Source organism: Pantoea sp. GM01, from assembly GCF_000282675.1.
Lineage (GTDB): Bacteria > Pseudomonadota > Gammaproteobacteria > Enterobacterales > Enterobacteriaceae > Pantoea > Pantoea nemavictus.
This window is the reverse complement of record NZ_AKIU01000029.1, coordinates 65,620-90,685: the sequence shown is the minus strand read 5'-3', so window position 1 is coordinate 90,685 and position 25,066 is coordinate 65,620. Positions and strand designations below refer to the sequence as shown.

The window sequence follows — 25,066 nt, the reverse complement described above, 5'->3', positions numbered from 1 at the left end:
AGCAACAAGGAGAAGGGCATGCAACCGATTACTGCCAGCGAACCGATTCCTACCGATCCACCGCCAATTCCTGAACCGATTCCACAACCGCAACCGATTCCACCCGCACAGCCGCCTTACGACCCCGAATTTCCACCGATTCAAGATCCGCCACCGCACCGCTAATAAAAAAGGCGCGTAGCCAAAGCGACGCGCCTTTCGTTACATCAATGAAGATTATTTAATTTCCAGCACATCAAGGCGCACGCTGAGATTAGGCGCATCTTCCTCTTCTGGCTGCCAGCCCGCAGGCTGCACCGGCAGGCTTTCACGGTCGAAGGCCAAATCGCCGCCGTCGACGACCGCATCACCGTGCTTAATACCTTTGAAATCAAACAGATTTATGTCCGCCATGTGTGATGGCACCACATTTTGCATCGCGGTGAACATGGTTTCGATGCGGCCAGGATAGCGTTTATCCCAGTCACGCAGCATATCAGCCACCACCTGACGCTGCAGGTTCGGCTGCGAACCACACAGGTTGCAGGGGATGATTGGGAACTGACGCGCTTCGGCAAAACGAATGATGTCTTTCTCGCGGCAATAAGCCAGCGGACGGATCACGATATGTTTGCCATCATCGCTCATCAATTTCGGCGGCATGCCTTTCATTTTTCCGCCGTAGAACATGTTCAGGAACATCGTCTGGAGGATGTCATCACGATGGTGTCCAAGGGCGATTTTGGTACATCCCAGTTCGCTCGCGGTGCGATACAGAATGCCGCGGCGCAGGCGTGAACAGAGCGAACAGGTGGTTTTGCCTTCGGGAATTTTATCTTTAACGATGGAATAGGTGTCTTCGTTAACGATGTGGTACTCAACGCCCAGCTCATCCAGATAGGCCGGCAGAATATGCTCGGGGAAGCCAGGCTGTTTCTGGTCGAGATTCACCGCCACCAGCGAGAAGTTCACCGGCGCGCTCTGCTGCAAATTGCGCAGGATTTCCAGCATGGTGTAGCTGTCTTTACCGCCAGACAGACAAACCATGATGCGATCGCCTTCTTCAATCATATTGAAATCGGCAATGGCTTCACCCACGTTGCGACGCAAACGCTTCTGCAGCTTGTTGAGGTTGTACTGTTCTTTCTTTGTTACTTCTTGATTTTCTGACATTATTTTCACGCTTGAGAGTGAAGGCGAGGGCCGTTAGCGGCTGAAGCAATCTTCAACGGCAATAAACCCTATAAACATGACTGCGTATGGTACGGATTGCGGGCGCGAATGCTAGCCTGAAGTGATCTCTTTTGTGCGCAGAGAGCAATGCACTGGTAAATCTTATGTCCTGTTGAACCCGCAAAAAGCCCGGCCTCGGTTGCCGGGCTTGTTCATTTAGTCACTTCTCTCGCTTTTACCTGCCAATTCCACCAGGCGTTGATAACGCTGATTAGCGGCCTCTGTCGCATCCTGCCAAAGCTGCGAGGCCTCTTCGGGGCGCTGGGTTTGTAACTGGCGGAAGCGCTGTTCGTTCATTAATGCCTGTTCCAGTTCTGAAGTCGGTGGACGCGAATCCAGCGCCAGCGCAGCTTTACCTTGCTCCGCCCGGCGCGGGTCGAAGCGATACAGTGGCCAGAAACCGCTGGTGGTGAGCAAACGCATCTGCTCGTGGCTGTAGGCTAAGTCGTAGCCATGCTCTTCACACGGGCTGTATGCGATGACCAGCGACGGACCTGGCCAGGCTTCCGCTTCCTGAATGGCTTTTACCGTTTGGTTGAGCTGCGCACCGAGAGAGATCTGCGCCACGTACACATGGCCGTACAGCAGCGTAGACATGCCGAGATCTTTCCGTGCCTTGCGTTTACCTTGCTCACCAAACTTGGTCACCGCACCAAGCGGTGTCGCTTTTGATGCCTGACCGCCGGTGTTGGAGTAGCACTGCGTATCCAGCACCAGCACATTGACGTTTTCGCTCAGGCTCATCACGTGATCGAGGCCGCCGTAGCCGATATCGTAAGCCCAGCCGTCGCCACCAATCAGCCAGACCGATTTCTCAACCAGGGCATCGGCAGCCTCAGTTAATGCTTGGGCTGCGGGCTGTGACGAAGCGGCAAGCAGGGCGCGCAGTTGGGCTATCTGCTCACGTCGCTGCGATATGGTGACATTGTCACTTTTAAGTTCATCCACTAATGTGGCGGGCAATTGTGGCGCGCATTGGTCGAGCAAGCGCAGTGCGCGCTGTTTTTGCTGATCGACACTCAAGCGGAACCCCAAACCAAACTCGGCGTTATCTTCAAACAGCGAGTTCGCCCACGCCGGACCGCGCCCATCCGCGTTGGTGGTATAAGGCGTCGAAGGCAAATTGCCGCCATAAATCGAAGAGCAACCGGTGGCATTAGCAATTAATAAGCGATCGCCGTACAGCTGCGTCAGTAACTTGATATACGGCGTTTCGCCGCAGCCAGAACAGGCGCCAGAATATTCAAACAGCGGCGTAATCAGCTGCGAAGTACGGATATCAATACGTTCCAGCTGTTCAGCGGTAATCTCCGGCAGCGCGAGGAAGGCCGCATAGTTGGCCTTCTCAGTTTCAACATGTTCCAGCCGCGATTGCATATTGATGGCTTTAATTTCCGGATGCTGACGGTCGCTGGCCGGGCACACTTCCACGCACAGATTACAGCCGGTGCAATCTTCCGGTGCCACCTGCAAGACATACTTCTGCCCACGCATATCGCGTGATTTCACATCCAGTGAGGCCAGCGTAGCAGGCGCATCTACCAAGGCTTCTGGGCCGACAACTTTGGCGCGAATGGCCGAATGCGGACAAGCTGCGACACAATGGTTGCACTGCGTACAGAGATCGGGCTGCCAGATGGGCACCGCTTCGGCAATATTGCGCTTTTCCCACTGCGTGGTGCCAACGGGCCAGGTGCCGTCGGGCGGCAGCGCTGAGACCGGTAATTTGTCGCCGAGACCGGCTAACATCGCCGCGGTGACGGTTTTAACGAAATCCGGTGCGCTATCCGCTACCACCGGCGGGCGGTGTGAGCTGCGATTGTCAACCGGCTGCAGCGCTACCGCCTGCAGTGCCTGTTGCGCCATTGCCAGCGCCTGCCAGTTACGTTGCACCAGCGCTTCGCCTTTGCTGCTGTAGCTGCGCGCAATCGCGTTTTGTAGTTCAGTCAGCGCGCTATCGCCCGGCAGAATCTGCGTCAGCTGGAAAAAGGCCATCTGCATAACGGTGTTAATGCGCGCGCCTAGTTGACATTCACGCGCGATGCGCGCCGCGTTAATCACAAACAAGCGTGCCTGCTTGTCGTTCAGCTGACTCTGCACTTCCTGCGGCAAACGCGCCCACACTTCATCAGCAGCGTAAGGCGTATTGAGCAGGAAAATCCCGCCTGGCTTAAGCTGATCGAGCATCGAATATTTATCGATAAACTGCAGTTGGTGACAACCGATGAAGTCTGCCTGCTGAATCAAATAGGCGGACTGGATCGGATGTTCGCTGACGCGCAGATGGGAAACCGTCAGCCCGCCGGCTTTTTTCGAATCGTAGACGAAATAGCCCTGCACGTGCCACGGCGTAGCGTTGCCGATAATCTTCAGATTGTTTTTGCTGGCGCTAACGCTACCGTCGCTGCCCAAACCGTAAAACAGCGCTTCCAGCCGCGCGCGGTTGGGCACGATGTTGGCTTCCATCTGCAGTGAAAGGTGGGTGACATCGTCGTAAATCCCCACGGTAAAGCGTGCCGGTGGCAGATCGCGCTGCAGCGCGCGAAACACTGCCAATACCGCATCGGGCGCGAACTCTTTCGACGACAAACCATAGCGACCACCAATCACTTTCGGCAGCGATGTCCGCTCGCCGCGACTGTAGGCTTCAGCTAACGCAGTCATCACATCCAGGAACAGCGGTTCCCCTAGCGCGCCCGGCTCTTTGGTGCGATCAAGCACCGCAATGCGCTGTGCGCTTACAGGAATCATCTGCAACAAATGCGTTGCCGAGAATGGGCGATACAAGCGTACTTTTACCAATCCCACTTTTTCGCCACGCTGTTGCATCTCATCAATCGCTTCTTCAGCGGTGCCACAGCCGGATCCCATCATAATGATCACGCGTTCGGCTTGCGGATGGCCGTAAAACTCAAACGGCTGATAGCAGCGTCCGGTATTTTCGCCAAAGGCTGTCATCGCTGCTTCAACGTGTCGGGTGCAATCGTCGTACCAGCGGTTGGTGGCTTCGCGAGACTGGAAATAGGTATCAGGATTGGCGGAGGTTCCGCGAATGGTCGGACGATCCGGCGTGAGCGCACGGCCACGATGAGCGGTAATTGCTGCGCCAGGCATCAGCGCCTGCAAGGTTTCATCGCTGATCGGTACAATCTTGTTGATCTCGTGCGAGGTGCGGAAGCCATCGAAGAAGTGAATAAAAGGAATACGGCTATTCAGTGAAGCGATTTGCGCGATTAAGGCAAAATCCTGCGCTTCCTGCACACTGGATGCACAGAGTTGGGCGCAGCCGGTTTGGCGCACCGCCATCACATCGGAGTGATCGCCAAAAATCGACAGCGCGTGGGTCGCCACGGTACGCGCCGCTACGTGCAGCACAAACGGCGTCAATTGCCCGGCCAGTTTGTAGAGCGTGGGGATCATCAATAACAATCCCTGCGACGACGTAAAGGTGGTGGAGAGCGCACCGGTTTGCAGCGCGCCATGCACGGTGGCAATCGCGCCACCTTCCGACTGCATCTCAATCACGCGCGGCACGTCGCCCCAGATATTACGGCGGCCTTCACCTGACCAGCTATCTGCCAGTTCAGCCATCGTTGAACTGGGCGTGATGGGGTAAATGGCAATTACTTCACTGGTGCGGAAGGCGACCGACGCCACCGCACCGTTACCGTCGACGGTAATCATAAATCGTCCTTTGCTACGCTGAGAAACCCGCAAAATTTACGGGGGTTATCAGTTCAGTTTAGCAAAGCAACATGATGTGACTTTCTCATCAGTGTGCAAGCGGGATGCCAGCGCACAAGCTTCTAAAATTGATGATTTTTACATCATCTCCAGCGATTGAACGCCTTTGATTTCCATCACTTTGTCATAAATATTGTGCATCGGCGTGCGCCGTGACAATGTCACCTCAACGCTTAATTCGCACAAGCCATTCTCCTCGTCACGATTAACGACGGCGATATGCCCGTAACGCACGTTCTCGCGCTGTAGCACCAGTAAGACAATCGGCACGCTTTTCGGTTTGAGATGCACTAGCAATGTATGATGACGGCCAATCAGCCAGTGGCTAATGCGACGGAAGGTTTCCAGCACCACCAGCGCCAGCACGGTGCCATAAATGCCGATTTCGTACATGCCGCTACCGATCACCAATCCAATTGCCGCCGTCACCCACAAGCCAGCGGCTGTAGTAAGGCCTTTCACTACCTGTTTTTGAATAATGATGGTACCCGCGCCGAGAAAGCCCATGCCGCTGACGACCTGCGCTGCAATACGGCTGGGATCGAGCGCCACATGATCGCTAACTAGCATATCGGCGAAGCCGTATTTCGACACCAGCATAAACATGGCGCTGCCGATGCCGACCAAAATGTGGGTGCGCAGACCGGCTTCTTTAGCGCGTAGCTGGCGTTCCAGGCCAATCAGACCGCCGAGAATTCCGGCTAAAGCAATACGGATTAGCATATCCGTCAACATTGTTCTCTCCTTAGTTATTGATAATTGGGCAAGTAGCAGCGAGAAAAGGGTGGAAATATCCCAATCAGGATAATTCTGCTTGCAAAGCATGGAAGAAAATTTTGTAAAAAGCTGTGTCTCCCCTCGATCCCTTGCCACGCCTGACATATGCTGGTGCGACTTTTTCGCTCAATCCCCGGAGCCCCATCGATGAAAGCCGCACTTTTTCTGTTGGCCGGAGCCACATTGTTACTTTCTGCCTGCAGCAGCAATAGTGATAACGAACCGCCGCAACAAGCCACTGCCGCACACGTATCACCGCGCGTTGTGATGTCATCTATGGCTGAAGTGAATTGCAGTAATGCCGGGGGCTCGCTGGCGTTTTCACGTCAGTTAGATGGTTCACGCATAGGCATGTGTCAGTTGGCCAATGGTCGTCGTTGTGACGAACAGGCGCTGATGGGTGGAAGCTGCGCCCGCTAAGGCAGGCGCAGGATAATTACGCGGTGACCAGATTCGGGCTGATTTCACCCCGTTCCAGCTGCTGCAAATTGCCGAGTGTGGTTTCTGAAATCGCCGTTAGCGCTTCGGCAGTCAGAAATGCCTGATGGCCGGTAAACAGTACGTTGTGACAGGCGGACAGGCGGCGGAACACATCGTCCTGAATCACGTCATTAGATTTGTCTTCAAAGAACAGGTCGCGTTCGTTTTCATACACATCCATACCCAATGAACCAATCTTTTGTTGCTTGAGCGCATCAATCGCCGCCTGCGAGTCGATTAATCCGCCGCGGCTGGTGTTGATGATCATCACGCCGTCTTTCATTTGGCTGAACGCCTGGGCATTCAGCAGATGATGGTTTTCCGGCGTCAGCGGGCAGTGCAGCGTAATCACATCGGCTTCAGCAAACAGCGTTTTCAAATCGACATATTCCGCACCCAGTTCCAGCGCGGCCTGGCTTGGATAAGGATCGAACGCCAGTAAGCGCATGCCAAATCCCTTCAGGATACGCATCGTGGCCACGCCGATTTTGCCGGTGCCAACGATGCCTGCGGTTTTGTTGTGCATGTTGAAGCCGGTTAAGCCATCCAGTGAAAAGTTGGCGTCACGCGTACGTTGATAGGCGCGGTGAATGCGACGATTCAACGTCATCATCAGACCAACCGCATGCTCGGCCACCGCTTCCGGTGAATAAGCCGGTACCCGCACCACGTTTAAGCCCAGTTCTTTCGCCGCCGCCAGATCGACATTATTAAAACCGGCGCAGCGCAGCGCGATGTGCTTAACACCCAACGCCGCTAACTCTTCCAGCACCTCTTTGCTGGCATCATCGTTTACGAAAATGCACACCGCATCGCAGCCAGCGGCATTTTTCGCCGTGGCGGGCGTGAGCAGGAAGTCAAAAAACTGCAGCTCAAATCCAAAGCTGGCATTGACGTGTTCGAGGTATTTCTGGTCGTAATGCTTGGTGCTGTAAACCGCAACTTTCATTGTTTCGCTCCTGAAAAATGCAACGTCGGTATCCTCACAGGATAACGTTTTTCACGGCATTTTGCTGTTCTTCAGCCAGACTAAGCAGCTAACGCCTTCATTTGTGGGATATAACATGCCATCATTAAATCCGTCATAATTCGAACGTCAGGAGCGTTGGTGGCGTGTGTTCACCCCAATCTCTTACTGCAGTAAGCTCCTGGGGATTCACCCACTTGCCGCCTTCCTGTCATTCGAATTATTTAGGACTTATTTAAAGGGATAGTTAGCTACCATGCCGCGTGGCCTCCGCCGAACACTTGCTGCGCTACTGGCGCTGATACTGCTGCTATTGGGATTGCTGCTGACGCTCACGCAATGGTTGCCGCGTCTGGCCGGTATCTGGCTGCCGGAAAATACCCGAGTTGAGCTCAACGGCACGCCGCGCTGGCAGCAGGGTGCCCTGCATTTCCCGGCGGTGCGCTATCTGGCCGGTGATTGCGAACTGGCGAACGTCCACGATGCCGCGCTCGGCTGGCAGCAGAAACGTTGGCAGCTTAGCGCCGCTGACGTACAGCTCAACAGTGATTGCCTGCAATCACTGCCGCAAAGCGCCGCAAGCGGTGCACCACGTAGCCTGGCCGACTGGCAGAAGATGCTGCCCGGCGCCGATGTGCATTTGCAAAAAATCACTGTTCTGCCGTGGCAGCAATATGCTGGTCGATTCGATCTTACCTTAGATCAAGAGGTTCAGCGGCTGCGTTACCAAGGCGACAATCTCAATCTTGAGGCCCGTTTGCAGGGCCAACAGTTGCACATTAGTCAGCTGCAACTCAGTCATCCTTTATTGCCTAGACCGCTCAATCTGCACGGCGATGTGACTTTGCCAACTTTTGCCAACGGCTTGCCGGTAGCGGGTGAACTCAGCGCAGACCTTAACGTGGCGCAGTGGCCACAGCCGCTGGCGCTGACCCTCAACTGGCAACAGCAGCAGGGTGCGTTAACCGTGAAGCAGCAGGGAGATGAACTGCCGCTGCTGCAGCTGCCGTGGCAGGTTGATGAGCAGGAAATACGCATCACGCAGGGGCAATGGCGCTGGCCACAGGCCGACCAGCCGCTTTCAGGCGGTCTGGCGCTCACGCTGGAAAACTGGCAGCAAGGTCTGGAAAACACCCTGGTCAGCGGACGATTCAATTTGCTGACGCAAGGGCGCGGCGGCAAAGGCAATCTGGTACTGAGCGTTGGGCCGGGCAAACTCAGCATGATCGATAGCGCTTTGCCGTTCCAGCTAACCGGCGAGAGTAAATTCGCCGATCTGCAACTGTTCGGCAGCATGCCGGGCTTGTTGCACGGGGTATTAACCGATCCACAGCTCAGCCTGAAGCAGGGTGCGCTGCTGCGGTTGCGTGGCCGCTTACTTTCAACGCTGGAAGTGGATGAAGCACGCTGGCCGCTGGCGGGTGTGACGCTGGCTTCGCGCGGCATAAACGGTCGCCTGCAGGCGATACTCAAAGCGCACGATCCGAACTTTGGCCGTTTCACCCTGCATCTCGATGGGCGCGCCACGGATTTCTGGCCGGATAGCGGTATCTGGAACTGGCGCTATTGGGGCGAGGGTGCCATCGCGCCACTGGCGGCCAAATGGGATGTAAAGGGCACCGGCAGCTGGCAGGACACCTTGATCAGCCTCGATACGCTGAATACCGGTTTCGATCAGCTGGCCTATGGCATGGTGCAAGTCGCAAAACCGCGTCTGACGCTCTCCGCGCCGGTACGCTGGCAACGTGATCCGCAACAGCCCGCGTTTAACGGCGGCTTCACGCTGAAATCTGGCCAAACCCAATTTAGCTACGGCGGCTGGCTGCCACCTTCAGAACTCAATTTTGAAGCCAAAGGCAGCGATCCCAGCCATTTCCTGTGGCGTGGTCAGCTGACGGCGGAAGATATCGGACCGGTGCGCGTGCATGGCCGCTGGGATGGCGAACGATTGCGCGGCGAAGCCTGGTGGCCGGCGCAGTCGCTGACGGTGTTCCAGCCGCTGCTCAGTAGCGATCTGAAAATGCGCATTCAGTCGGGTGAACTACGCGCGCAGGTGGCGTTCTCGGCCGCCAGCGTTCAGGGTTTTGAGGCCGGTGGTCACTGGACGGTGAAAAACGGCAGCCTGTGGATGCCGGACAGTGAAATCAACGGTATCGATTTCTCGCTGCCGTTCCGCCTGAAAGATCATCAATGGCAACTTGGACGTCGCGGCCCAGTATCACTGCGCATCGCTGAAGTGAAAAACCAGTTCTCGCTGCAAAATATCACCGCTGATTTGCAAGGCCACTATCCGTGGCAGGAGCGCCAGCCGTTAACCCTGAGTAATGTCAATCTTGATTTGCTGGGCGGACACGTCAGCATGCCCGAGCTGCGTATGCCGCAGCATCAGGCCGCGCGCGTCTCGCTGAAAGAGATCAACCTTAGCAAGCTGGTCACCGCGATTAAGCCCAAACAGTTTGCCATGTCCGGTAAAGTTAACGGTGAGCTACCGCTGTGGGTGAATAATCCCCAATGGTTGATTGAAAAGGGTTGGATCGCTAACAGTGGGCCGTTGACGTTCCGCCTGGATAAAGATATGGCGGATGCGATTGTCAGCAACAACGTTGCCGCCGGCGCGGCGATGGATTGGCTGCGCTATATGGAGATTTCGCGTTCGTGGGCCACGCTCGATCTGGATAACTTCGGCAACTTGATCATGCAATCGGAAGTGAAGGGCGTCAGCCAGTTCAGTAACCGTCGACAATCCGTCAATCTGAACTATCGACATCAAGAGAATCTGTTCCAGCTGTGGCGCAGCCTGCGCTTTGGCGATAATTTGCAATCCTGGGTGGAGCAAAATGCCACCTTACCCTCGAAAAAGGATCCCCAACCATGAGCCTCAGGGCATTACTGGTGCTGGCAGCCTGGCTGCCATTGAGCGGCTGCGTGCCGCGTATTGAGGTGGCGGCGCCGAAAGAGCCCATCACCATCAATATGAACGTGAAAATTGAGCATGAGATTCACATCAAGGTGGATAAAGATGTGGAAGCGCTGCTGAAGAACCAGAGCGGCCTGTTTTGAGGAGATGCATGATGAAACGCAAGGCAATCGCGCTCGTTGTAGCGCTGCTGTTGGTGCCATCAGCGTGGGCGTTGACGCTCGATGAGGCGCGTCAGCAGGGGCGCGTAGGCGAAACGCTGAGCGGCTATGTCGCGGCGCGCCAGCAGGATGACGTAACGCTCGAACTGGTTAAGCGTATTAACGCCGGCCGAATGGAGCAGTATCAGCGCGTGGCGCAGCAAAACAATCTAACCGCCAGCGAAGTGGCGCGCATCGCCGGTGAGAAACTGGTGAATCGCGCCGGCAGCGGCGAGTATGTGCGCGGTATCAATGGGCAGTGGCTGCGTAAATGAACCGATCATTGAGGACCAGGGGATTTTTTTACAGCGGATGCCGTGAAAATGCTTCCGCACATCGCAGCCGCTACGACATCGCATCTTATAGGGCAATCATCTCAATGAATCGCAACCGCTCGTCTGGCCATCAGTGAATATTCTCTTCCTGCGCGTATAAATACAGCCATAGTTGTGAGCAAACCAACTGCATCAATGTCAATAGTGCATAACATTGGCCGCGGGGTTATTGGTACTGTTTAAAGTGGGACTTAGGCTACCAAATATATAAAGTGAAACAAGTATGTAGTTGTTATGCGTTATCCGCAGACAAATTAAATGGCTAAATGAAGTGCTTAAAATTCAATATAAGTTAAGCATTCTTAATCATCAGACACTTGTGTTCTCAAGTGCTCAGTGTATGATTTTTGCCATTATGATGCTTACTGACTATGCAAAAAGACAAAATCTTGATTTGTCTTTAGGGGCTCTGTTATTCAACGCATCAAGAAATGTAATCATAATCTCTGTATTACGAATACACGTAAAGCATCATTAGCTCGCCTCATACTCCTGACAGATTCCGCCCGGATATGATGCGCGATTTAGCTCATTACTTTAATTTAAAACTTTAAGGCATGTTATGGCAGAGCACTCTTCATCAGATGATGACGGTTCACAAGCTTATATACTCAAGGCACTTGAGGATATGCGGCGCAAGTTACTGGATCTGACTTCACGCAACAGGCTGCTAAATTTCCCGGTCGCTCAAAAACATTCTTCATTGCGTATTGTTGATGAGTTGCCCGATCAGCTTTACAGGTCATTGATTTCTGAAGAACCCATGCAGTTTGCAGCCGTTCCAGATCCTTCAATACTTCAGCTTCAACAATTTGGTTTCATTAATAAAGACGAGAATTCGACAGATGAAAAAAATAAAAAGTCGATGCCTGATGCCAAAACCTGGGCAGCAAAACTAGGAATTAATACCAGCTATGAATTGCTGAGCCAGCCGAAAGACAATGTGTCTGCTGAAGATTACCAGCTTGTGGTCAAAGCCTGGCAGGATATTCTTGAGTCTCTTAAAGAGACTACTACGCCTCTAGCCGGCGCATGGAATAACGCTTTACAGTCTGAGCCACCAGCACCGCGACTTATCACTTCGCTGATACAACTCGGTTATAAAGATTTAGGTGAATTCGAGCGCGATGCGAAAGCGGGTAAACCGCTTCGTACTCCTTCTATACGTAAATCCCTCACTGACGATCAGATTCAGACGCTTTATTATCCTTCAGAGCTTGAAGCCATGTTGCGTTCATTGCATGGCAAAGCTCAGGTTGCTATTGAGGAGACTGGCGCTGGCATTCTTTATCTTGCTTTGGGATTTTTAGAATGGTTTGAAAGTGAGGATTCCGATAAGGCGAGACTGGCACCACTTTTCACTATTCCTGTAACTTTGGAAAAAGGCAAACTTGACCCGCAGGCAGGTCTTTACCGTTATCATTTGCGCTATACCGGCGAAGACATTCTGCCAAATCTTTCTTTGCAGCAAAAACTTCAGGGTGATTTTGGTATCGCGCTGCCTGATCATAGTGATGATCTGTTGCCTGAAACCTACTTTAAGCAAATCCAGACGATCATTGAGAAAAGCAAACCACATTGGACCGTTCGCCGTTATGGCGCCTTAAGTCTGCTGAACTTCAGCAAGATGCTGATGTATCTCGACCTCGATCCTGATCGTTGGCCTCAAGGCAACAAGAATCTGCTCAATCATGAAATTATTAAACGACTTTTCACCTCACAGGCTGGAGATGCACTGGACCGCGCCTCCGGTGGATCAAATGAGTATGCGATTGATAATTTCAGCGATATACATGAAAAATTCCCTCTAATTTATGATGCTGACAGTTCTCAGCATAGTGCGCTCATCGACTCCGTTAATGGAGAAAATCTTGTCATTGAAGGTCCCCCGGGAACGGGCAAATCGCAGACAATTACAAACCTGATTGCTGCAGCAATGCTGAATGGTAAAAAAGTTCTCTTTGTTGCTGAAAAACTTGCGGCGTTAGAGGTGGTGAAACATCGCCTTGACAAGGCTGGGTTGGGTGATTTTTGTCTTGAATTGCATAGTCATAAGTCCCACAAACGCAAGGTATTAGAAGACATCCAGAAGCGATTGAGCAACCCAGCATTGCAACAAACTACTGCACAAATTGATGCGGAAATATCGCGCTATGAAGACCTGAAAAATGTTTTAAACAGTTACGCTCAAGAAATTAATCAGGAATGGAAAAATACCGGCCTGACGATACATCAAATCCTAACGGGAGCAACGCGCTACCGACGCGAATTGGATATTGATCCTACACTTCTGCATATCGAAAACTTTTCCGGAAACACGTTTGACCGCGTTTCACAGTTGAGGCTGCGAGATCAAATAACACAGTTTAAAGACGTCGTGGTGGAGTTTCGTCAGCAAGTCGGCGAGAAAGCAGAATTGGCCGAACACCCGTGGTATGGCGTCAATAATATCGACATTCAGTTATTCGATTGCGATAGGATCGTTGCATTGCTGAGTGACTGGAATGCTGAGCTATTTTCCTGGCAGGAGGCGCTATCTGATTTCCTACAAAATCATGCAATTTCTTCTGCCAGCTATGATGACCTCTGCTGGCATAGTCAACTGGTTGAATTATCCGGACAACTACCTCAGCTCTCTGACAACATTGACTTTGAAGCTTTTAAAAAACTGGATGTTCAAAGTATTGAACAACTGAAAAACTGGCTAATTAACTACTACGAAGTTCAAGCCGACTATCTTAAGCTAGCTGGTTTTCTTGACACTGAAAAATTGCGTCTTCTTGAAGAAGGCACTGCTGCACCAGACTTACCCGACATTGCTTTAAGGTTTGGCCTTGAAGGCGCAACTACACTTGCTGATGTTGTGCGCATGATTCGGGGGCTTGAACAATTGCATAAAGATTTTGAGTCCGACAAGGCGGGCTTCTCTGCACTACTCGAAGCGTTGCCGCCAATAGTTGCTCAAAAGTTTCCAGCTACTGCTCAAGGGTTTAGCCAGGTTATCACCTTCATTGATATCGCCTCAGCGCTACCTACCGATTTAATCAAATTCAGACACGAAAGATTTGATGATGACAGCATCGATCCGGTCCTTAAGGAGTTATATCAGCGTCTGGAATCATTACAGATATTGCGTGACCAGCTTAATTCGCGCTTTGTTTTAAGCAAAGTCAAAGATGATGAACAGCTTAAAAAAATTGAAATGAGCCTACATGAATCTGGCTTGTTCAGCGGGTTAAGTAGTTCCTGGCGCCAGGCGAAGAATGCGCTAATTGGATTATCTACCGACTCCAATGCAAAATGGAAAACGCTGAATGATGAGCTACCTAAGCTTCGTCAATATGCGCAGGAGCTGGCTGAACTCGAAACTTGCAACTTTAATCAAGTTCTAGGGGAGCTTTACCGGGGGCTGGATACGAAAACGGATCAGCTAAGACAGATCCGTGACTGGTACTGCAATGTGCGCAGAGCGTGGGGCATCGGATTCGGAACCAATGTTGCGATTGGCAGCGCATTGCTCACATTAGACAGCCAGATTTTTAGAGGCATTCAGCATTTAAAACAGCAGGGTGCAGACGTGCAAATCTCTCTGCATCTCGCCCAACTTAAAGAACACCAACGGACGTTTTCATCCGGCATGCTGAATTTAGGCTGTGATCAGCTGCTGGCCGGCGAGATAAACTTATTTACACCTATTATTGCAAGCCTGAAAGACGCGCTGTTTCCGATTCAACAATGGTTTACTGCTGAGCAGCTTTCTCTAAATACGGTAAATGAAAATATTGATGTCCTGCAGCAGTTACATGTTCGGCAGCGTACTTTAATCGACAATACACTGCCCGGCGAGATCTTTGCTGCAGCTCGTAAACTCGCTATTGGGGTGGATAAAAATAACGCCTACTCTCTTAACGTCATGAATGAAACCATTACGTTTACCGAGGAGTTAATCGATAAAATTCACAGTGCTGAGCTGGCTTGCTGCATCAAAAAGCTAAGCGGTGGGGATGCGTATCGCAGTTTGCAGTCGGAGTTAGTCACTCTTCAGCATGTGTGGAAAGCCCATATTAATGCCCAGGCGAACTTTGCGGGCGAGACACAGCTCACAGCAGCCGAATGGTATAAAAAGAGCGGAAAAAGCCTTGATGCACTGATTACACGCAATAAAGATGCCATTCATAAGCCTCGTTGGCTCAATGGCTGGCTCAACTTTATCCGCAGATCGAAAGAAATCGAGAACAGTGGGCTGCAACGGATTCGTGATGCAGTTATGAGCCATACGCTCGCGATTGAGCTGAGCGATACTGGATTGCAGGTTGCAGTCTTCGATCAGCTGGCACGTGAAATCGCTTCAGATCGTCCACATTTGCTTCGTACTTCTGGCAATAGTCGCAGTGCTTTGCAAAAATCATTCCGGGATTATGACAAAGCGCTACAGAAACTGCAGCGTGAGCGCATTGCAGCTATTATCGCCAGTAACCCAATTCCTCAAGGATCATCCGGTGGACGAAAAGCTGACTATACGGAATTGGCCCTAATCCGTAATGAGACTGGCAAGAAGACGCGACATATCCCGATTCGCCAGCTAATTAAACGGGCAGGCCAAGCGCTACTACAGCTGAAACCATGTTTTATGATGGGACCTATGTCTGCGGCTAACTATCTTGAGCCTGGTGATATAGAGTTTGATCTCATTGTGATGGATGAAGCGTCACAGGTTAAACCTGAGGATGCGTTAGGTGTTATTGCACGTGGTAAGCAGATCGTTGTAGTAGGTGATCCCAAACAGCTTCCTCCAACTAGTTTCTTTGATCGCGCAGGAATTGAGGATGAAGATGAGGACACTGCGGCTGTAAGCCAGACCGACAGCATCCTTGATGCGTCCCTGCCACTTTTCAAAATGCGTCGCCTACGCTGGCATTACCGTTCAAAACACGAGAGTCTAATTGCCTATTCCAATCGCCATTTCTATAACAGTGATTTGGTTGTGTTCCCTTCGCCGAACGCCCAGGCACCAGAATTTGGCGTTAAATTTAGCTTTGTCCAAAACGGCCGCTTCGTTAATCAGCAAAATATTGAAGAAGCTCGCGTCATTGCTAAGGCGGTTGCCCTACATGCAATTCAATCGCCTGATGAGTCGTTAGGTATTGTTGCGATGAACTCTAAGCAGCGTGAGCAGATTGAGCGTGCCATTGACGAAATGTGTCGTGAGGATGCACAGGTCAGCGTTGCTATTGACCGCCTAAGAGCCAAAAGTGATGCATTGTTCGTTAAAAACCTTGAAAACGTGCAGGGGGATGAGCGAGATGTCATTTTCATTTCCTTCACCTACGGACCAGGTGAAGTCGATGGCAAAGTTTATCAACGCTTTGGCCCCATCAACTCAGATGTCGGCTGGCGTCGATTAAACGTGCTTTTCACGCGCTCTAAAAAACGTATGCATGTTTTTAGCTCAATGCGCTCGGAAGATGTGCTGTTAAATGAAACGTCTAAACGAGGTGTACAGGCGCTGCGCGGATTCCTGCACTTTGCAGAAAAGGGCAATATTGACGGACTCGGTCAATCCACAGGGAAAGCACCAGACAGTGATTTTGAAGTTGCTGTTATTAATGCGCTCGAGCATGCGGGCTTTTGCTGTGAACCCCAGGTTGGTGTGGCAGGGTTCTTTATTGATATCGCGGTAAGGGATCCAGGCAAGCAGGGGCATTACTTAATGGGTATTGAGTGCGATGGTGCAACATACCACTCAGCTAAATCTGCTCGAGATCGAGACCGGCTCCGGCAGGATGTTCTGGAAGGACTAGGGTGGAGAATTCGTCGTATTTGGTCAACTGATTGGTTTAGTAACCCAAACGAAATATTAGATCCGATTATTCGTGAACTAAATCAACTAAAAACGCTTATCGATAAAGACGATTATTCGCAAGAAGAGGCGATTGCTAAGTTAGTTGCACACGAGAGAGAAAGCAGCACCGATGTGGCGAATTATAGTAATGCCAATGAGCCTCTTAAAATGCGGCTTGAGCGATTTGCGCGTGAAGTTATTGATGCGGAAAACCCATTTATAGCAGATGAAAGTAAGCTACTTAGGCCAGCCATGATTGAGGCTCTGGTTGAGCATCTACCTCTTTCGCGATCAGAGTTTGTTGAACGTATTCCTAAATATCTAAGGGAAGCAACGGAAAGCAAAATGAGTAAGGCGTATCTCGATAGTGTATTAGCCATTATTGATGGCCAAGAGATGGACAATCAGCGTTGAGTGCACTTATAGCTTGGGGCATAACTGCCTTAGGCTGAAATAATTAGCGCCCACGTGCCCAACACATAGCGATAAATCATCGGCGACCAATTACAACCTCATCGAGAAATCACCAAAAAAAATGCCCGCCAGATAAGTCTGACGGGCATTCATCACGTGCAAAAATGATTACGCAGCAACAATTTGTTTGATGGCGTCTTTGGCATCGTTAGCCGCTTTGGTGGCTACTTCAGGACCATAAGCGATGCCTTCCGCGAACACGAAGTTCACGTCAGTGATACCGATAAAGCTGAGGAACAGTTTCACGTATGGCGTCAGCAGATCGCTGGCCGTATCTTTGTGGATGCCGCCACGGCTGGAGAGGATTACCGCACGCTTGCCGGTCACCAGGCCTTCTGGACCTGCTTCGGTGTAACGGAAGGTCACGCCAGCGCGGGCAATCAGGTCAAAGTAGTTTTTCAGCTGGGTTGGGATGTTGAAGTTGTACATTGGCGCCGCAATAACCACGGTGTCATGGGCTTGCAGTTCAGCAATCAGTTCGTCAGATAACGAGAGCGCTTCCTGCTGACGCGGAGACAGCGGGGCGTCTGAAGGACGCAGCGCGCCAACCAGCTCACCATCCAGGACTGGAATCGGCTGAGCCGCTAAATCACGCACGGTCACTGAGTCACCTTTGGCGCGTGCTTCTTCAGCGTAGAAGTCAGCCAGTTGATTTGACTGAGAGTATCCAGCGAGGATGCTTGATTTCAGAACTAAAACTTTGCTCATGGTATTTTCCTGTGCGTTACGCGGTTGGCTTACCGCTCAATGCTTTACACTGTACGGAGTTAGCCCGCGAGGTAAAAGCGCAATATTTCGAGATCTATGTTCGAAATTATTGAACAAGCTCGCACGTCCCGCTCAGGCAGGCGTTCCAAATTGTGCTATGATGGCGACCATTAATTGCTTGAATCCGCCGGGAAAGTCTCCGGTTTGCTGCAACAATAGGTAACGCATCGCTATGTCATCATCCGCACCTTCTCCTTTAGCCTCCCTTTGGACGCGGCTCGATAATCTGACGCTGCGCGATGGTCAACGCCTGCGCCGACGTTTGCTGGGCGCGGCAAAGGTGAAAAATCCGGTTAAGCAGCAGGAGATTGTGGCTGAACTGGAACCGGAATTTGTCGCGGCCGAACAGCGCCTTGCGCAGCGTACGGCGGCGACTCCGCGCATTACCTTCCCAGAAAACCTGCCGGTAAGTCAGAAGCAGCAGGACATTGCCGATGCCATCCGTGAGCATCAGGTGGTGATTGTGGCGGGTGAAACCGGATCGGGTAAAACCACCCAGTTGCCAAAAATCTGTCTGGCGCTGGGGCGCGGCGTCAAAGGCCTGATTGGCCACACTCAGCCGCGTCGTCTGGCGGCGCGCACCGTAGCGAACCGCATCGCCGATGAGCTGGAAACCTCGCTCGGTGGCACCATCGGCTACAAGGTGCGCTTTAACGATCAGGTCAGCGAAACCACTCAGGTTAAGCTGATGACTGACGGTATTTTGCTGGCTGAGATCCAGCAGGATCGCCTGTTATTGCAGTACGACACCATCATTATCGATGAAGCGCACGAACGCAGTCTGAACATCGATTTCCTGCTCGGCTATCTGCGCGAACTGCTGCCGCGTCGTCCCGATTTAAAGGTGATCATCACCTCGGCGACCATCGATCCGCAGCGTTTCTCGCGTCACTTCCATAATGCGCCGGTGATTGAAGTTTCTGGCCGGACTTATCCGGTGGAAGTCCGTTATCGTCCGATGGTGGAAGACGCCGACGATACCGATCGCGATCAGCTACAGGCGATTTTCGATGCGGTGGATGAGCTTGGGCAGGAGAGCCGCGGCGATATTCTGATCTTTATGAGCGGCGAACGCGAAATTCGCGATACCGCCGATGCGCTGATGAAGCGTGATATTGCACACACCGAGATTCTGCCGCTGTATGCGCGCCTGTCGAATGCCGAACAAAACCGCGTGTTCCAGTCGCACAGCGGACGCCGCATCGTGCTGGCCACCAACGTCGCGGAAACCTCGCTGACGGTGCCTGGCATCAAGTACGTTATCGATCCCGGCACCGCGCGCATTAGCCGCTACAGCTTCCGCACTAAAGTGCAGCGCTTGCCGATTGAGCCGATATCTCAAGCCTCCGCTAATCAGCGTAAAGGGCGCTGCGGCCGCGTTTCCGAAGGGATCTGTATTCGTCTCTATTCAGAAGACGATTTCCTTAGCCGCCCGGAATTTACCGATCCGGAAATTCTGCGTACCAATCTCGCATCGGTGATTTTACAGATGACGGCGCTGGGGCTGGGCGACATTGCCGCTTTCCCGTTCGTCGAAGCGCCCGATAAACGCAATATTCAGGATGGCGTGCGCCTGCTGGAAGAGCTGGGCGCCATTACGCTGAGTGAAGATGAAACCTATAAGCTGACACCGTCAGGCCGCCAGCTGGCCCAGCTACCGGTCGATCCGCGTATGGCGCGTATGGTGCTGGAAGCACAAAAGTTTGGCTGCGTGCGGGAAGCGATGATCATCACCGCCGCGCTGTCGATTCAGGATCCGCGCGAGCGTCCGTCGGACAAACAGCAGGCTTCTGATGAAAAACATCGGCGCTTTGCCGATAAAGAGTCCGATTTCCTTGCGTTCGTTAACCTGTGGAATTATCTGCAGGAGCAGCAAAAAGCGCTCTCCAGCAATCACTTCCGCCGCCAGTGTAAAACTGACTTCCTCAACTATTTGCGTGTGCGCGAATGGCAGGATATCTATACCCAACTGCGCCAGGTAGTCCGAGAGCAAGGCATGCCGGTCAATAGCGAACCGGCGCCGTACCGCGAAGTACACTGCGCGCTGCTTACCGGCTTGCTGTCGCACATTGGGCAGAAGGACAATGAGAAGCAGGAGTTCACCGGCGCTCGCAACGCGCGCTTCTCGATCTTCCCCGGTTCCGGCCTGTTTAAGAAGCCGCCAAAGTGGACCATGGTGGCCGAACTGGTCGAAACCAGCCGCTTGTGGGGCCGCGTTGCCGCGCGTATCGATCCGGAGTGGATTGAGCCGCTGGCGCAGCATCTGATCAAGCGCAGCTACAGTGAACCGCACTGGGAAAAAGCGCAGGGCGCGGTGATGGCGACGGAAAAAGTGACGCTTTACGGCCTGGCGATCGTGCAGGCGCGTAAAGTTAACTACAGCCGCATCGACCCACAGCTGAGCCGTGAGCTGTTTATTCGTCATGCGCTGGTGGAAGGTGATTGGCAGACGCGTCACGCGTTTTTCCGTAATAACCTGAAGCTACGCAGCGAAATCGAAGATCTGGAACACAAATCGCGCCGCCGCGATATTCTGGTCGATGACGAAACGCTATTCGCGTTCTACGATCGCCGCATTGGCAGCGACGTGGTGTCGGCGCGCCATTTCGATAGCTGGTGGAAACAGGCCAGCAAAGAGAATCCCGATCTGCTGAGCTTTGATAAGCAAATGCTGATCAAAGATGGCGCCGATAAAGTCAGCCAGCTCGATTACCCTAACTTCTGGCATCAGGGCAACCTGAAACTCAAACTGAGCTATCAGTTTGAACCGGGTGCGGATGCCGATGGCGTGACGGTGCACATTCCGCTGCCGCTGCTCAACCAAATTGAAGAAACCGGTTTTGAGTGGCAGATTCCGGGCGTGCGCCGCGAACTGGTTATCGCGCTAATCAAATCCTTGCCGAAGCCGGTACGCCGTAATCTGGTGCCTGCACCTAATTACGCCGAAGCGTTTCTTGGTCGCGTCACTGCCATGGAACAACCGCTGCTGGATGCACTGGAGCGTGAGTTCCGCCGCATGACCGGCGTCACCATTGACCGGGAAGCCTGGCAGTGGGATCAGGTGCCCGATCATCTGAAAATGACTTTCCGCGTAGTCGATGAGCACAATCGTAAACTGCAGGAAGGCAAAAACCTGCACCAGCTCAAGCTGTTGTTGAAGGGCAAGGTGCAGGAAACGCTGTCAAAAGTGGCGGATGATGGTCTGGAGCAGAGCGGGTTGCACATCTGGAGCTTTGGCGACTTGCCACAAAGCTACGAGCAAAAACGCGGCAGCTATCAGGTTAAAGCCTGGCCTGCGCTGGTCGATGAAAAAGACAGCGTGGCGATTCGTCTGTTTGATAGCGAAGCCGAGCAGCAGAAAATGATGTGGCGCGGCCAGCGTCGTCTGCTGCTGCTGAACATCCCGTCGCCGACCAAGTATCTGCACGAGAAGCTGCCAAACAAAGCCAAGCTTGGGTTGTACTTCAATCCGTACGGCAAAGTACTGGAGCTGATCGATGACTGCATCGCCTGCGGCGTGGATAAGCTGATGGCAGACGCGGGCGGTCCGGCGTGGCAGCAGGAGAACTTCGAACAGCTGCGCGACAAAGTGCGTGCCGATTTGAATGAAACCGTTGTCACTATCGCCAAACAGGTCGAACAGATCCTGACGTGCGTGTTCAATATCAACAAGTTTTTGAAAGGACGCGTGGATATGTCGCTGGCGCTGGCATTAGGCGATATTAAAGCGCAAATGAATGGCCTGGTGTATCGCGGGTTTGTTACCGGCAACGGCTGGTCGCATTTGGGCGATACGCTACGTTATCTGCAGGGTATTGAGCGGCGTCTGGAGAAACTGCCGGTGGATCCGCACAGCGACCGCGCGCGCATGCTGAAAGTGCAGGCGGTTGAGCAGGCATGGCAGACATGGCGTAATAAATTGCCACCGCAGCGGCAGGATGATGCGGAAGTGCTGGCGATTCGCTGGATGCTGGAGGAGCTACGGATTAGCTATTTTGCGCAGCAATTGGGTACGCCTTATCCGATTTCGGATAAGCGCATTCTGCAAGCGATGGAGCAGCTGAGTTAATTAGTAGAGCGATGTGATGGAGGTCGCCATGAATGGCGACCCCCCGCGCAGCGGGCGGGTTATTGTGCTAACTCTTCCAGCTTATCTTTAAAGGACGGCACCGCAATGGCGCGGTTATCGGCGCGGTAACGATCTGCCGGTGCGGGCGCCGAACTCTGCACCGCAATTAACTGCCACTCATCGCCATTTTTCAACAGCAGCGGCGAACCGCTGTCGCCTGGCAAGGTATCGCACTGGTGCGATAACACCGCACGCTGTGCCCAGCCGGTAACTAAACAATCACTGTGCGAATAGAGCGTATCCAGGTGATCGGCCGGATATCCCGCTTGCGTCACTTTGCGCTCGGTGGTTTTCAGTGCAGCCGTCAAATCGCCACGGGAACCTTCAAACAGCGGAATCGGCACAATGCCGGACGGCGGGTTATGCAAAATAACCAGCCCGTAATCGTAAGGTGCAGCACCCGGCGGCACGATCCAGCCTTCGCCGTCAGCCTGCAATCTGCGCGCTAAAGAGGGCTCTACGCGCGCATCAATATCATGAATCTCGTAACGCCAGCCTTTTGCGCTGGCCATAAAACGCAGCGCTACCGGCTTATCGAACTTGCCCGGCGGCGCCAGCAAACAGTGCCCGGCAGTTAACGCCAGATGGGCAGAAATCAAGGTGGCAGTACAGAGGTTACCGCTTTCGGTCTCTAACTGACCGATGGCATCCCAGGGCGCAGCACTCACGTCGCTAATCGCCTGGCGGTGATCTTTGCCAAAGAACAAGGTTTTGATGTCTTCCGGGCTAGGCCCATCTTCATCATCGGCATGTGCTGCGAGGTTAAAACTGAAAAGACCAACAAGTAACAGGATAGCCAGGCGCATAGTTCTCTCAATGGCGAGAATAAGTAGAAGTTGTTGTCATCACGCTTGAGCGATAACTATAGTCGGTGAGCGGTAAAAAAGGGAGAAATATTGGAGTAATCAGCACGCTACAACGACTAGATAAAAAAGCTGGCTGCAACTATGCCACAGAGGATCATCACAATCAGAATAATTTCGAAGCGATAGCGACGCACCATTTTTCGCTACTCCAGTAAATAAACACCCGGCTTAACCGGGTGTTTTCAATCATTAATGCGGTGTTGGCGCTAAAGGTAAACCTTATTTAGCCGCTTTTTTCACTTTGTGATGCTTTTTAGCAGCCTGAGCTTTCTGTGCAGCTGGCTTAGTTACTTTGTGGTGCTTTTTAGCAGCCTGCGCTTTCTGTGCAGCTGGCTTGGTTGCTTTGTGATGCTTTTTAGCAGCCTGGGCTTTCTGCGCAGCTGGCTTGGTTGCTTTTTTGTGGTGCTTTTTAGCAGCCTGGGCTTTCTGTGCAGCTGGTTTGGTTGCTTTTTTGTGATGCTTTTTAGCGGCCTGGGCTTTCTGTGCAGCTGGCGCTTTCTTCTCTACTTTCTTGTGCTTCTTAGCAGCCTGCGCTTTCTGAGCAGCAGGTTTCTTATGATGTACTGCTTTGTGTTTCGCTGGAGCAGCAGTCGTTGCTGGCGTTGCAGGAGCAGCTGTAGTCTCAGCAGCGAAAGCAACAGAAGACATACCCATAGCAGCGGCGATCACCAGTGCAAATAATTTTTTCATTGCAAAATCCTCGAACTATTTTTTCATGTGTAGCCCACTGCGGGGCCGGTGAAAACACTATATGAAAAACAATTCAGGCTTTCCGTGAGGCATTGGTATCGGCGTGTAACGGATTGTACAAAGCGGCGTAAAGGAAGTGAAAAGGGCGGCCGCATGGGCCGCCGCGCAGTTTACTCAGAGAGATAGCGTTGTTCAAGGTGCTGACGGAAATAGTGCGGATTCAGCGCTTCGCCAGTAGCGTTAATCAACAGCTGCTGGGTGGGGAAACGGCTGCCATGCTGCCAAATGTTCTGCTGTAACCAATCAAACACCGGCTGCAACTCGCCTTGCTGAATCAGGCTATCTACCTGCGGGATCGCACGTTTCACCGCCTGGAACAGCTGAGCAGCGTACATCGCGCCCAACGTGTAGGTTGGGAAATAGCCAAAGGCACCGTCGGTCCAGTGGATGTCCTGCATGCAGCCATCGCGATAATTACCGCGCGTATCAATGCCCAGTGATTGCTGCATCTTCTCGTCCCACAGCGCCGGGATGTCTTCCACCTCAATGTCGCCTTCGATCAAGGCACGCTCGATCTCGTAACGCAAAATCACGTGCGCCGGATAGCTCAACTCATCGGCATCAACGCGAATAAAGCCTGGCTTCACGCGCTGCGTCTGGCGGATAAAGTTTTGCAGCTCAAGCGCTGGTTGATCGCCCATCAGCGCCACTACCTGCGGATGAATGTGCTGCAGAAAGGCTTTGCTGCGTCCGAGCTGCATCTCCATAAACAGACTTTGTGACTCATGGATGGCGGTAGAACGCGCCTGCGCCACCGGCTGACCGCGCCACTGCTGCGGCAGATTTTGCTCATAGCGCGCGTGCCCGGTTTCATGGATCACGCCCATCATGGCGCTGAGGAAGTCGTTCTCGTTATAACGCGTAGTGATGCGCACATCTTCCGGCACGCCGCCGCAGAATGGATGCGCACTGACATCAAGTCGACCGTGATTAAAATCGAAGCCCAGCGTCTTCATCACGCTCAGGCCCAGCTGCTTTTGTGATTCAATCGCGAATGGCCCAACGGGTTGTGCAATGGGCGATTGTTGTTGCTTCACTACCGCTTTCTGCAACAGGTCTGGCAACCAACTTTTCAAATCACCAAAGGTTTGATCCAGCTGGGCGCTGGTCATGCCCGGTTCAAACACATCCAGCAGCGCGTCATAGCGTGAAACGCCGAGCGCATCGGCTCGCAGCTGCGCCTCTTCACGGCTCAGCTTCACCACTTCTTTCAGATTGGCCGAGAAACCCTGCCAGTCGTTAGCCGGACGCTGCTGACGCCATGCATGCTCGCAACGCGAACCGGCCAGCGATTTGGCTTCCACCAGCGATGCAGGCAGCAACGTTGCCTGCTGCCATGCCCGCTGCATCTCGCTCAGGTTAACCTGCTCGACATCATTCAGTGATTCCTGTTGCGCCGCAGCAAACAGCCCGCCGAGACGTTTATCAGTCAGCACTTCGTGCATGAACACGCTAAGCTCGGCCATCGCTTCACCGCGGGCCTGGCTGCCGCCTGGCGGCATGGTGGTTTGCATATCGACACCGGCAATGGCGCCTAAATGGCCAAAGCGGGAAAGACGCTGAAAAGTGCGGCTAAGTTCTTGATAAGCTGAAGTCACGTAAAAA

Annotated in this window: 15 protein-coding genes; 7 read left to right on the top strand and 8 right to left on the bottom strand. The window is 52.7% G+C overall.

The annotated features are described in order from the left end of the window. Nucleotides 1–18: 18 nt before the first annotated feature. Nucleotides 19–165, top strand: a complete 147-nt coding sequence (locus PMI17_RS25510) for a hypothetical protein (RefSeq protein ID WP_007888028.1) — start codon at nucleotides 19–21, stop codon at nucleotides 163–165. 51 nt (nucleotides 166–216) lie between these two features. Here PMI17_RS25510 and ttcA read toward each other — a convergent pair whose 3' ends face one another. The 3 genes from ttcA to PMI17_RS08025 form a co-directional block, all read right to left on the bottom strand. Further along, nucleotides 217–1,152, bottom strand: a complete 936-nt coding sequence (ttcA, locus tag PMI17_RS08035; RefSeq protein WP_007888027.1) for a tRNA 2-thiocytidine(32) synthetase TtcA — start codon at nucleotides 1,150–1,152, stop codon at nucleotides 217–219. 216 nt (nucleotides 1,153–1,368) lie between these two features. Continuing rightward, the gene (gene nifJ, locus PMI17_RS08030; protein WP_007888024.1) at nucleotides 1,369–4,896 is read right to left on the bottom strand and encodes a pyruvate:ferredoxin (flavodoxin) oxidoreductase; all 3,528 of its coding nucleotides are present in this window, start codon (nucleotides 4,894–4,896) and stop codon (nucleotides 1,369–1,371) included. Nucleotides 4,897–5,034: 138 nt separating this feature from the next. Continuing rightward, the gene (locus PMI17_RS08025) at nucleotides 5,035–5,691 is read right to left on the bottom strand and encodes an MgtC/SapB family protein (protein WP_007888022.1); all 657 of its coding nucleotides are present in this window, start codon (nucleotides 5,689–5,691) and stop codon (nucleotides 5,035–5,037) included. 189 nt (nucleotides 5,692–5,880) lie between these two features. On the opposite strand from PMI17_RS08025, the gene PMI17_RS08020 reads away from it, so the two are divergent. Next, nucleotides 5,881–6,153: a DUF333 domain-containing protein gene (locus PMI17_RS08020; protein WP_007888020.1), complete on the top strand. Its 273-nt coding sequence runs from the start codon at nucleotides 5,881–5,883 to the stop codon at nucleotides 6,151–6,153. 16 nt (nucleotides 6,154–6,169) lie between these two features. Here PMI17_RS08020 and PMI17_RS08015 read toward each other — a convergent pair whose 3' ends face one another. After that, a complete protein-coding gene (locus PMI17_RS08015) occupies nucleotides 6,170–7,162 on the bottom strand; it encodes a 2-hydroxyacid dehydrogenase (RefSeq protein ID WP_007888018.1) in 993 nt (330 codons plus the stop codon). A 274-nt stretch (nucleotides 7,163–7,436) separates the two neighbouring features. Here PMI17_RS08015 and PMI17_RS08010 point away from each other — a divergent pair, with 274 nt between their 5' ends. From PMI17_RS08010 to hhe, 4 genes are all read left to right on the top strand, one after another. Further along, entirely contained in the window at nucleotides 7,437–10,055 is a 2,619-nt protein-coding gene (locus tag PMI17_RS08010) for a YdbH family protein (RefSeq protein WP_007888017.1), read from the top strand. Continuing rightward, nucleotides 10,052–10,240 (top strand): YnbE family lipoprotein, encoded by a 189-nt coding sequence (locus PMI17_RS08005; protein ID WP_007888015.1) that lies wholly within the window; start codon nucleotides 10,052–10,054, stop codon nucleotides 10,238–10,240. The genes PMI17_RS08010 and PMI17_RS08005 overlap by 4 nt, the downstream gene beginning before the upstream one ends. Before the next feature lie 11 nt (nucleotides 10,241–10,251). Beyond that, a complete protein-coding gene (locus PMI17_RS08000) occupies nucleotides 10,252–10,572 on the top strand; it encodes a YdbL family protein (RefSeq protein WP_007888014.1) in 321 nt (106 codons plus the stop codon). Nucleotides 10,573–11,194: 622 nt separating this feature from the next. After that, nucleotides 11,195–16,888 (top strand): DUF4011 domain-containing anti-phage protein Hhe, encoded by a 5,694-nt coding sequence (hhe, locus tag PMI17_RS07995; protein ID WP_007888012.1) that lies wholly within the window; start codon nucleotides 11,195–11,197, stop codon nucleotides 16,886–16,888. Between the two features lie 168 nt (nucleotides 16,889–17,056). Here hhe and azoR read toward each other — a convergent pair whose 3' ends face one another. Continuing rightward, nucleotides 17,057–17,656, bottom strand: coding sequence for an FMN-dependent NADH-azoreductase (gene azoR, locus PMI17_RS07990; RefSeq protein ID WP_007888011.1), 600 nt, complete (start codon nucleotides 17,654–17,656; stop codon nucleotides 17,057–17,059). Between the two features lie 232 nt (nucleotides 17,657–17,888). Here azoR and hrpA point away from each other — a divergent pair, with 232 nt between their 5' ends. Next, nucleotides 17,889–21,785 (top strand): ATP-dependent RNA helicase HrpA, encoded by a 3,897-nt coding sequence (hrpA, locus tag PMI17_RS07985; RefSeq protein ID WP_007888008.1) that lies wholly within the window; start codon nucleotides 17,889–17,891, stop codon nucleotides 21,783–21,785. Nucleotides 21,786–21,844: 59 nt separating this feature from the next. On the opposite strand, the gene PMI17_RS07980 is transcribed toward hrpA, so the two are convergent. From PMI17_RS07980 to PMI17_RS07970, 3 genes are all read right to left on the bottom strand, one after another. Further along, nucleotides 21,845–22,651 (bottom strand): serine protease, encoded by an 807-nt coding sequence (locus tag PMI17_RS07980; protein ID WP_007888006.1) that lies wholly within the window; start codon nucleotides 22,649–22,651, stop codon nucleotides 21,845–21,847. A 279-nt stretch (nucleotides 22,652–22,930) separates the two neighbouring features. After that, nucleotides 22,931–23,401, bottom strand: a complete 471-nt coding sequence (gene asr / locus PMI17_RS07975) for an acid resistance repetitive basic protein Asr (RefSeq protein ID WP_007888004.1) — start codon at nucleotides 23,399–23,401, stop codon at nucleotides 22,931–22,933. Nucleotides 23,402–23,571: 170 nt separating this feature from the next. Beyond that, nucleotides 23,572–25,059: a carboxypeptidase M32 gene (locus PMI17_RS07970; protein WP_007887996.1), complete on the bottom strand. Its 1,488-nt coding sequence runs from the start codon at nucleotides 25,057–25,059 to the stop codon at nucleotides 23,572–23,574. Between the last annotated feature and the right edge of the window lie 7 nt (nucleotides 25,060–25,066).

Bases quoted from the DNA above. Each gene is read 5' to 3' on its own strand.
- PMI17_RS25510 (WP_007888028.1), top strand. From the start codon at position 19: ATGCAACCGATTACTGCCAGCGAACCGATTCCTACCGATCCACCGCCA.
- ttcA (WP_007888027.1), bottom strand. From the start codon at position 1,152: ATGTCAGAAAATCAAGAAGTAACAAAGAAAGAACAGTACAACCTCAAC.
- nifJ (WP_007888024.1), bottom strand. From the start codon at position 4,896: ATGATTACCGTCGACGGTAACGGTGCGGTGGCGTCGGTCGCCTTCCGC.
- PMI17_RS08025 (WP_007888022.1), bottom strand. From the start codon at position 5,691: ATGTTGACGGATATGCTAATCCGTATTGCTTTAGCCGGAATTCTCGGC.
- PMI17_RS08020 (WP_007888020.1), top strand. From the start codon at position 5,881: ATGAAAGCCGCACTTTTTCTGTTGGCCGGAGCCACATTGTTACTTTCT.
- PMI17_RS08015 (WP_007888018.1), bottom strand. From the start codon at position 7,162: ATGAAAGTTGCGGTTTACAGCACCAAGCATTACGACCAGAAATACCTC.
- PMI17_RS08010 (WP_007888017.1), top strand. From the start codon at position 7,437: ATGCCGCGTGGCCTCCGCCGAACACTTGCTGCGCTACTGGCGCTGATA.
- PMI17_RS08005 (WP_007888015.1), top strand. From the start codon at position 10,052: ATGAGCCTCAGGGCATTACTGGTGCTGGCAGCCTGGCTGCCATTGAGC.
- PMI17_RS08000 (WP_007888014.1), top strand. From the start codon at position 10,252: ATGAAACGCAAGGCAATCGCGCTCGTTGTAGCGCTGCTGTTGGTGCCA.
- hhe (WP_007888012.1), top strand. From the start codon at position 11,195: ATGGCAGAGCACTCTTCATCAGATGATGACGGTTCACAAGCTTATATA.
- azoR (WP_007888011.1), bottom strand. From the start codon at position 17,656: ATGAGCAAAGTTTTAGTTCTGAAATCAAGCATCCTCGCTGGATACTCT.
- hrpA (WP_007888008.1), top strand. From the start codon at position 17,889: ATGTCATCATCCGCACCTTCTCCTTTAGCCTCCCTTTGGACGCGGCTC.
- PMI17_RS07980 (WP_007888006.1), bottom strand. From the start codon at position 22,651: ATGCGCCTGGCTATCCTGTTACTTGTTGGTCTTTTCAGTTTTAACCTC.
- asr (WP_007888004.1), bottom strand. From the start codon at position 23,401: ATGAAAAAATTATTTGCACTGGTGATCGCCGCTGCTATGGGTATGTCT.